This is a genomic window from Actinocrinis puniceicyclus (assembly GCF_018283645.1).
In the GTDB taxonomy this organism is placed as follows: domain Bacteria; phylum Actinomycetota; class Actinomycetes; order Streptomycetales; family Catenulisporaceae; genus Actinocrinis; species Actinocrinis puniceicyclus.
Map to the genome: position 1 here is coordinate 1 of NZ_JAGSXH010000180.1, position 7,936 is coordinate 7,936.

Annotated in this window: 8 protein-coding genes, 1 tRNA gene and 1 pseudogene; 4 read left to right on the top strand and 6 right to left on the bottom strand. The window is 66.9% G+C overall.

Annotation, left to right across the window (positions count from 1 at the left end):
* The first annotated feature begins 161 nt into the window (after positions 1 to 161).
* Both KGA66_RS26865 and KGA66_RS26870 read left to right on the top strand, forming a co-directional pair.
* Positions 162 to 671 (top strand): hypothetical protein, encoded by a 510-nt coding sequence (locus KGA66_RS26865; RefSeq protein ID WP_211472007.1) that lies wholly within the window; start codon positions 162 to 164, stop codon positions 669 to 671.
* A gap of 44 nt (positions 672 to 715) precedes the next feature.
* On the top strand, positions 716 to 1,156 hold the full coding sequence (locus tag KGA66_RS26870; protein ID WP_211472009.1) for a hypothetical protein: 441 nt from the start codon (positions 716 to 718) through the stop codon (positions 1,154 to 1,156).
* A 194-nt stretch (positions 1,157 to 1,350) separates the two neighbouring features.
* Here KGA66_RS26870 and KGA66_RS26875 read toward each other — a convergent pair whose 3' ends face one another.
* Together KGA66_RS26875 and KGA66_RS26880 are read right to left on the bottom strand one after the other, a co-directional pair.
* Complete coding sequence (locus KGA66_RS26875) at positions 1,351 to 1,596, bottom strand: transposase (protein WP_211472011.1); 246 nt, start codon at positions 1,594 to 1,596, stop codon at positions 1,351 to 1,353.
* Entirely contained in the window at positions 1,593 to 2,384 is a 792-nt protein-coding gene (locus KGA66_RS26880) for a winged helix-turn-helix domain-containing protein (RefSeq protein ID WP_211472013.1), read from the bottom strand. Before KGA66_RS26880 ends, KGA66_RS26875 begins: the two co-directional genes overlap by 4 nt.
* A gap of 272 nt (positions 2,385 to 2,656) precedes the next feature.
* On the opposite strand from KGA66_RS26880, the gene KGA66_RS26885 reads away from it, so the two are divergent.
* The gene (locus KGA66_RS26885; RefSeq protein ID WP_211472015.1) at positions 2,657 to 3,733 is read left to right on the top strand and encodes an IS110 family RNA-guided transposase; all 1,077 of its coding nucleotides are present in this window, start codon (positions 2,657 to 2,659) and stop codon (positions 3,731 to 3,733) included.
* On the opposite strand, the gene KGA66_RS26890 is transcribed toward KGA66_RS26885, so the two are convergent.
* Together KGA66_RS26890 and KGA66_RS26895 are read right to left on the bottom strand one after the other, a co-directional pair.
* Complete coding sequence (locus KGA66_RS26890; RefSeq protein WP_211472017.1) at positions 3,702 to 4,418, bottom strand: transposase; 717 nt, start codon at positions 4,416 to 4,418, stop codon at positions 3,702 to 3,704. The two genes, KGA66_RS26885 and KGA66_RS26890, sit on opposite strands and share 32 nt — an antisense overlap.
* Positions 4,419 to 4,426: 8 nt before the next feature.
* Positions 4,427 to 5,392 (bottom strand): transposase, encoded by a 966-nt coding sequence (locus KGA66_RS26895; RefSeq protein WP_211472019.1) that lies wholly within the window; start codon positions 5,390 to 5,392, stop codon positions 4,427 to 4,429.
* Between the two features lie 136 nt (positions 5,393 to 5,528).
* Between KGA66_RS26895 and KGA66_RS26900 the strand changes: the two are divergent.
* A pseudogene (locus KGA66_RS26900) lies at positions 5,529 to 6,458 on the top strand (site-specific integrase); the annotation flags it as partial.
* Between the two features lie 64 nt (positions 6,459 to 6,522).
* Here KGA66_RS26900 and KGA66_RS26905 read toward each other — a convergent pair.
* Together KGA66_RS26905 and KGA66_RS26910 are read right to left on the bottom strand one after the other, a co-directional pair.
* A complete protein-coding gene (locus KGA66_RS26905; protein WP_211472022.1) occupies positions 6,523 to 7,401 on the bottom strand; it encodes a TIGR02391 family protein in 879 nt (292 codons plus the stop codon).
* 332 nt (positions 7,402 to 7,733) lie between these two features.
* Positions 7,734 to 7,807 (bottom strand) — tRNA-Pro (locus KGA66_RS26910).
* Positions 7,808 to 7,936: the final 129 nt, after the last annotated feature.

Consider the following 7,936-nt stretch of genomic DNA (forward strand, 5'->3'; position numbering starts at 1 on the left):
GGCGCGCCCAACGCTCCAACTGGGCGCGCTCCCCGGCACTCAACACCAACTCGGCCCGCGGCCGTCCGGTTCGTGGCATACGCCCAGCATACACTTAGTAAACGGACTTTAGAAGCAAGACACTAGTTCTGGGGGTCGCGGACATCGAGACCTCCGGTAAGATGGACGAACTTGGCGGTGCCGACAGCCAGATCTGGCATTTTTACATCGGCAACGAGATACCACTGACCTGGGCTGGTTGGTGGCCGGCGCCCGGAGGAGCTTCGCTTGGGATCACGAATGTCAAGCCGGCCGTGTTCTCCACGGTTGCCAAGGCGTTTCCCGGCCAATTCAAGGGTGCGCAGTGGTCGGATCTGGCGATGAACGACTCGCTGGATCTCAAGGTGACCGCCTACTACCTCAAGTATCTCAGCAACAAGTATCTGCCGACCGCTTCCTCCGGTACCTCTCTCAACTACACGCAGACGGGAAGCTGTCGGGCCGGGATGACTCAAACTCAGGTGCTTGAGGGGATCTACAATGGCGGCGAGCCGAACTACGTCAACAAGGTGATACCGAATGGCGGCTTCGGCCCTCAAGTATCGAATTATATCGATACCGTGTCGTTCTACTACGGCCAAGCCGAGGCTGATCTGAACTACAGCTATCCGGCGTTCGGCACCTCGGTATGACCCCAGCCTGCAAGTGGACTCTCGCGGCCACCACGGCGGCGCTCGTGGCCGCGGTGGCCGCAGTGGTCGTGGTCATCCGGATCTACAGCCCGTCGCCAGCTCAGAAAGCGCTTCAAGGAGTCCGACTCGAGGGCTTCATCCGCTTTCAGAGCAGTGACAGCAATTATGACGGGAACACGGACGCGACAGGACTCTACATCGGCCCGTCGACAGCCGACGAAGCTTTGATCGCGACATTCAACGGCGCCGGCCTGAGCCTGCACTCCACGAACCCGCAGCAGCTCGGCATCGCGATGCTGCAGACCGATTCGATGGAGATTTTCGCCCTCGGGGAGGTCAACAATCAGTGCCGGGGCGATGTGAAGAAATTTCTCAAGACCAAGCCCGTGGACCCGGCATGGCGCCTGTCCGCCAGCGACGCCTCGGCTGTCCAGTCGGGCCGCCTCGAAGTCGTCGAACTTGATGTCACCTGCGGTGGTGGTTAAGCCTGAAACTGAAGAGTACCAGGTCTCTGACACGGCCACCGGATCAGAGACCTGAACAAAGCCACGGACGTGATCGCGGCCACGCGCACCTTCTACGACGACCCGGCCAACGCAGCGACGTGGCTCGACCATCGCGGACGGAATTCTCAGTAACAGCCAACCTAATGCTGATTGATGATCAACTGTCGGTGTGTTCAGGTCCAGGCAAGTTCTGTGTGGCGTAGGAATGCGGTCAGCAGCGGGAAGCGGTGGCCGAGTTGGTTGAGGGCTTTGCCGGCGGCGTCGGCGAGGTGGTCGAGGTCGGGCGGGGCGAGGTTGGCCAGCGGCCCGCCCTTGATCCACGCCCAGACCTGTTCGACGGGGTTGAGCTCAGGGGCTGCGGTCGGCAGCAGTTCCACCTGGAGCCAGGAGCTGTTGTCCGCGATGAACTTCCTGGTCACGAGGCTGACGGTCCCAGACCAGGATGATGCGCCGGGCGCCGAGCTGGGTACGCAGCCTGAGCAGCAGCGGGCCGAAAGTCGTCCTGGGTGAACGAGGCGTTCGGGGCCAACGCGTAATACAACCGGGCGGGATGGCCGCGCCGGTAGCAGGCGAAGCCGGCCATCGAGAGTTTGCGCCGGTGCGCGGCGGCGACCGTCAGCCACACTCGCCTGCCGCGTTCGGCCCAGGTGGTGGCGCCGCGGGCGTTGAGCATGGCCGCCGCCTCGTCCTCGAACACAATCCAGGTGCCCGCCGCGCGCGCCCGCTTGAGGACCTGATGCCAGGTCACCTCACGGAACCCGGCGATCGCCTCGGGGCCACGCGCGGCGCAGACTCGCCCCGCCCGATGCGGGCTCCATCCGATCCTCTTAAGCAGCCGCCACACCCCGGAGTCGTCCGCGAAACAGACCCCGAACAACCGCTCGATCACCTCGTTGACCCGGGCCAGCGTCCAGCGCTGCGTCTCGAACCCGTGCGCGAGCGCCCCGCGTTCCAACTCGGCCACCAGCACCGATACCTGATCCTGGGGCAGCAGGCACGGATATCCCGGACGCCCGAGCGAACGCAGCGCCTCGGCGCCGCCCTGCTCCCACATCCCGCGCCACATGCTCACCGCCGAGCCGCTCACCCCGAGCGCCTCGGCGATCAACACGTTCGCCGTGCCCTGCTCGAACAGCTCACCAGCCCGCAACCGCCGCTTCTCCCGATACGCCCGCTCCCGGGCGCCAGGCGTCAACGAAGTACCCATACTCCCCGAGTACCCGCCACTCACCAAGCCACCGCCTGACTGTGAGGATGTGGGTGGCACCGCTCCGGGGTCTGGCCCTCCGCCTGACTGACGCCCCGGCTGTCCTTGGGTTGAGTTGTCGACCTTGTGGGCGGTGCCGCCGTGCACGCGGCCGGTCGGGCGCCTGTGACCTCATAGGAGCCCGGCCAAAGGTCCCATCACAGTCTTGTCCTTCCGCCCGACCGGCGCGTGCCATCCCTCACGCATCGCACGGAAGGACAGCACCAACCAGCATGGCAGAGCAGATAGCGGTAGTCGGCGGCGTCGACACCCACACCGACTTCCACCAGGCCGCCGTCATCGACCCCATCGGCCGACACCTGGCCACCGAGTCGTTTCCCACTGATCCCGACGGCTATCGCCGACTGCTGGACTGGCTGCGCTCGCACGGCGAGTTGGTGGCGGTGGGCGTGGAGGGGACCGGCGCCTACGGCGCGCAGCTGGCCCGGTTCCTGCGCTCGAACCAGGTCACCGTCATCGACGTGGACCGCCCCGACCGCCGCGCCCGGCGCAAGAACGGCAAGTGCGACCCCGTGGACGCCTACGCCGCCGCCACCGCCGTGCTCTCGGGCCGGGCCTGCGGGACCCCGAAGACCCGAGACGGCATCGTGGAGGCGATCCGCGCCCTGCGCGTGGTGCGCCGCTCGGCCGTCAAGTCCCGCACCCAGACCATCAACCAGATCCGCACGCTCATCATCACCGCGCCCGCAGATGTCCGCGAACGGCTGCGCACGCTGCCTACCGCCGAATTGATCAGGACCCTGGCCCGCTCCCGCCCGGGCACGGACCTGACCGATCCGGCCTGTGCGGCGCGCACCGCCCTGCGCCGCCTGGCACGCCGCTACCAGTACCTCACCGAGGAGATCGCCGACGCCGACGCAGAACTCGGGCCGCTGGTCGCACAGGCAGCCCCCGACCTGGTCGCGCTGCCCGGCGTCGGCACCGAGAGCGCCGCCCAACTCCTGATCACCGCGGGCGACAACCCCGGCCGGCTCGCCTCGGAGGCGTCCTTCGCCCACCTGTGCGCCGCAGCACCGGTCCCGGCCAGCTCCGGGCGCACCCACCGCCACCGGCTCAACCGCGGCGGCGACCGTCAAGCCAACAACGCGCTGCACATGATCGCCCTGGTCCGCATGCGCTACGACACCCGCACCCAGGCCTACGTCGCGAGACGCACCGCCGAAGGCATGCCCAAAAAGGACATCCTGCGCTGCCTCAAACGCTTCATCGCCCGCGAGGTCTACAAGCACCTCACCAGCACACCAACGACCCCGCTGGCTAATTCACCTGGCTTGCTTCTAGTCGGGTGAGGCGGCTGGTGTGCCCGCGGTCGAGCGTGTGGCCGGTGAAGTAGGCGTCGAGGCGGGTGAGATTGATCGCGGCGGCTGCGAATGCGTGTTCGAGCTGGACTTTCTTGATGCGGCGATATCTGGCTTTGCGCAGGCCGACACCGTTCGCGGCTTGGTCCATCGTGCCTTCGACTCCGGCGCGGCGCTTGTAGTCGCGTTGCCGGTCCTTGCTGGTCTGGGCCGCCCGGTTGGCCAGTTGGATCTCGTGGATCTCGTGGATCTCGCGGGGCGGTACGGTCAGTTGTCGGCTCCCGCGCTTGCTGGTGGTGCACAGGCTTCTGACCGGGCAGGGCCCGCAGGTGTCCTTGGGGAACGTCGCGACGATCTTCGGCGTGCCGTACTGGACGCAATCGGTCCAGGTGGAGCTGATCCTGCCCTGGGGGCAGGTGGTGGTACGCGCCCCATAGTCGAACGCGAAGTCGTCACGGGCATATCCCTGGCCTGCCCTGGCCTGCGGTGATGTGTCGGCCAGCAGCGGGGTGAGCATCGTGATCCCGTGCCGGGCCCGGGCGTCGAGCACGCTGTGGGCCGAGGGGTAGCCCGAGTCCAGGTAGTGTTCGGCCGGGGTCAGGGCACGCTCGGCGAGCGCGTCGTGGACCTGAGCGACCACCGCGCTGTCCGGGACGGTGGCGTCCGTGGTGAGCACGTTCGTGATCAGGTTCGGCCGCTCCCCACGCCGCCCGCCGTCCCGAGCCGAGCCGAGTCGGCGTCGGCGTCGGCGTCGAGTGGATCGTCGCAGGTCTCGGTCAGATGGAGCTTGTAGCCCAGCCAGAACGTCTCCCCTTTCGCGGCCCACCGCGCATCGAGGTCATACGGGCTGGCCAGGCGGTGTTGTCCCGGCGGCACCCCGTCCTTGTCGGTGCGCCGCCGCATCACCTCACTCCCGTCCGCCCGGGTCTCGATCAGGAAGGTCTGGCGCAGCACCGTGCACAGGGCCGCGACCTGCGGCAGCTCACGCAGCCACGCTCGTTGCCGGTCCTTGTGGACGGCCTCGATCAGCAACCGTCCGTCCAGTGCGAACTGCACGGTGAGCCTGTCCCGCTCGGCCTGGGTGCGTGGCCCCGACCAGGAGGCGACGCGCGGCCCGTAACGCTTCGCCCACACTGTCAGATCCACCGTGGCCGGCAGGAAGTCGGGGGCGACGGCGGCCAGGACCTCGCACAGTGCGCGCACGCTCTCCCCGACCAGCTCTGAGCGGTTCAGATCCCGCACCGCGCAGATCACATGGGTTGAGTCAGTACGCTGTTTCCCTCCCGCCTTGACCAGGTCCAGCTCCCGGCACCGCTCCAAGATCCGGTCGAACGCCAGGAGGGAAAGATCGTGCTCGATGAGTCTGGCCCGGAACTCGCTCAGGACGCTGCTGTCAAAGCCGGCATCCTCCAGACGCAGGCCGAGCGCGTATTTCCACCCGATCCGTTCAGCCACCGCCTCGGCGGCCTGCACATCGGTCAACTTCTCCACGAACTGCAACACCAGCACCAGCATCAACGCCGCCGGAGAGTAACCCGGCCTACCGCGCCTGCCGTAGCAGCCTGCGAACTCGGCGTCCCGGAACAACGGCCCGACCTCGTCGCGCAGCCGAATCGCCAGCGACCCCTTCGGGAACGCAGCCCGCGCCACTCGAGCCGTCTCAGCGGGAACCTCAGACCATTCCCTCGGCCACAATGACACCACACACCCCAACCACCGCGCCCCACACGACCCTGCCCCGAACTATCCCAAGCACGCCCCACCAGGCACAAGCAGCCCAGGTGAATTAGCCAGCGCGGTCCATGGCCGGTCGCCGGCGACAGTCGCCAATGACAGCACCCTGGCCAATGAGCACATCGTGCCTGCCCTCGGCGCTCGCAAGCTGCGGGAGTTGACTGCGGAAGACCTCGATCGGTGGCTGGAAGGCAAGGCCGACAGCCTCAGCACGGCGACGCTCCGCGATATCCGCTCGATCCTCAAGCGCGTGATCTCCCGCGCGCAATCCCGCGACAAGGTCAAACGCAACGTCGCGCTGCTGTGCGAGGTGCCCATCGGGCAGGCAGGCCGGCCGTCCAAGTCGCTCACCTTCGATCAGGCCGAGGCCGTGCTCAAAGCCGCCGAAGACTCACCGCTACACGCCTACATCGTGCTCTCGCTGCTCATCGGCGCGCGCACGGAGGAGATGCGGGAACTGCGCTGGAACCACGTCGACCTGATCGGCAAGCCGCGCGCCACGCCCCCGGTGCCACCCGCCATCATGGTCTGGCGCTCCGTGCGCGCCGGCGGGGACACCAAGACCCGCAAGTCCCGCCGCACGCTCGCCCTGCCGAACCGGGCCGTCGATGCCCTCGCCGCGCACGGTGAGCGACAGAACCTCTGGCGCGCCAACACCAGCCGCACCTGGAAAGATGACGACCTCGTGTTCGTCTCGCACACCGCCGCGCCACTGGACGCGGCCAACGTGCGCCGCGAGTTCCGCAAGGTCGTGCGCGCTGCGGGCCTCAGCGGGAAGGAGTGGACACCGCGGGAGATGCGGCACAGCTTCGTCTCGCTGCTCTCCGCTGACGGCATGCCGCTGGAGCAAATCTCCCGCCTGGTCGGACACAGCAGTACCGCCGTGACCGAAACCGTTTACCGCAAGCAGATCAAGCCCGTCCTGCTGGAGGGCGCACAGGTGATGGACAAGTTGTTCCCCGAGTCACCCGGTGCGGTCTAGTCACAGTCACCCACGAGGTTCGAGGCCTGACCTCGCCGCCCCGGGGTCACGCCTCGAAACGCATCTATACCGTCGGACTGGCAGGCGATGAATCGGTGACGCCTTGGCCGGGCGGACGAGTCCTCTGCGGCTGCGCCGGGACCTTCGCTGCTGCGCTCGTGACGGCTGTGGCGCCTCCGTCGCCATCGTATTCGACTACTCGGCATTCCTCGATCCAGCTGGCCAGGACACTGAAGCACGCCAATGCCTGGAGGGCGCGGTGCTCAGGCCAGTCGGGACCGCTCTCGTGAGCAGCAAGGTTGCGCAACCCCGCATAGCATCCGGCCGCGAAAGGCATCAGTGCCCGCTGTCGACTCGCGACGGTCTTGTCGGGTGGATCGCCCGCAAGCCTTAGGCGCGGCTTGCCCGGCTTTGGCGCGTCCGAACTGAACACCTGGTTCATCAGGTCGTCGTCGAACACGTCCGTGCGGTTCACCTTGGCCTGTGTATTGACGGTGACCGAGTTCGCCGCCGCGTGGACGGCCGCCCTGTGGTGGCCCGATTGGAACAATGGCTGCGCCGCCGACCACACCCAGTGGTGGAACTGATCTGCCACCAGCGAAGGAGAATCGGGCGCGAGGCGCACCGCCCACTCCTGCTGGTCCTCTACAAGTGCGACAGCCCGCTCAAGGTTGTGCCGGTCAACGGGCGTGTATGTGTGGTTCCAGTCGGAGTCCGAACTGAGAAACCGGCCCTCCGGATCTATGGCGCGGAAGATCTCCTGCACCGTCGGCTCAAGTCGGACCATCAGGAAGTAGACGAGCTCCTGCGGCGGAATCGAGTCGAAGTATGCCACGCCGTCCTCATCGAGCTGCTTCCCTGCCGCGAGCTCCTGATGGAAGTCAAGTTGCTGGCGAACTTCCAGGGCCTGCTCAAGTTTCCTCCGCATCCAGGCACGGTCCATAACGCCACTGTAAACCTCGCCTCGATGCGTCACGTGCAGATTTCTCAGGCCGCGGACAAGCGCAACGTCAGACTTCTAGCGCGAGCTTCATCTCACTGCCCTCGGGGCGCGGCATGTCGAGCGAGCGGATTTGGCGGCTGCGCGGAGCCCGCTCCACGACGGTCATCGGGCCGCCCAGTGCTACCAGGGCGCGGCCCGGAGGCCACGCGACGCGGAGGTGATGGATCCAGTTCCCGGTGCTCCGAGGCGGCGCAGTCACTCAGTCTGTCACTCAGCGACAAGAAGGCCGTACACCAGTTGATGGTGTACGGCCTTAACCTGCATCTTCAGCGTCGGGCTGACAGGATTTGAACCTGCGACCCCTTGACCCCCAGTCAAGTGCGCTACCAAGCTGCGCTACAGCCCGCTGGTGGAGCTTGCGGCTCGGGGAACGAGCCAGGAAGAACCTTACCGCATCGGAGAGGGCGGTTTCACCTGTGTTGCGGGCGTGGCGTCGCGGCTGCCTGCCTGCCTGCCTGCCTGCCTCCCTCCCTCC

Coding starts and splice junctions, on each gene's coding strand:
- KGA66_RS26865 (WP_211472007.1), top strand. CDS start 162: ATGGACGAACTTGGCGGTGCCGACAGCCAGATCTGGCATTTTTACATC.
- KGA66_RS26880 (WP_211472013.1), bottom strand. CDS start 2,384: ATGGGTACTTCGTTGACGCCTGGCGCCCGGGAGCGGGCGTATCGGGAG.
- KGA66_RS26885 (WP_211472015.1), top strand. CDS start 2,657: ATGGCAGAGCAGATAGCGGTAGTCGGCGGCGTCGACACCCACACCGAC.
- KGA66_RS26905 (WP_211472022.1), bottom strand. CDS start 7,401: ATGGACCGTGCCTGGATGCGGAGGAAACTTGAGCAGGCCCTGGAAGTT.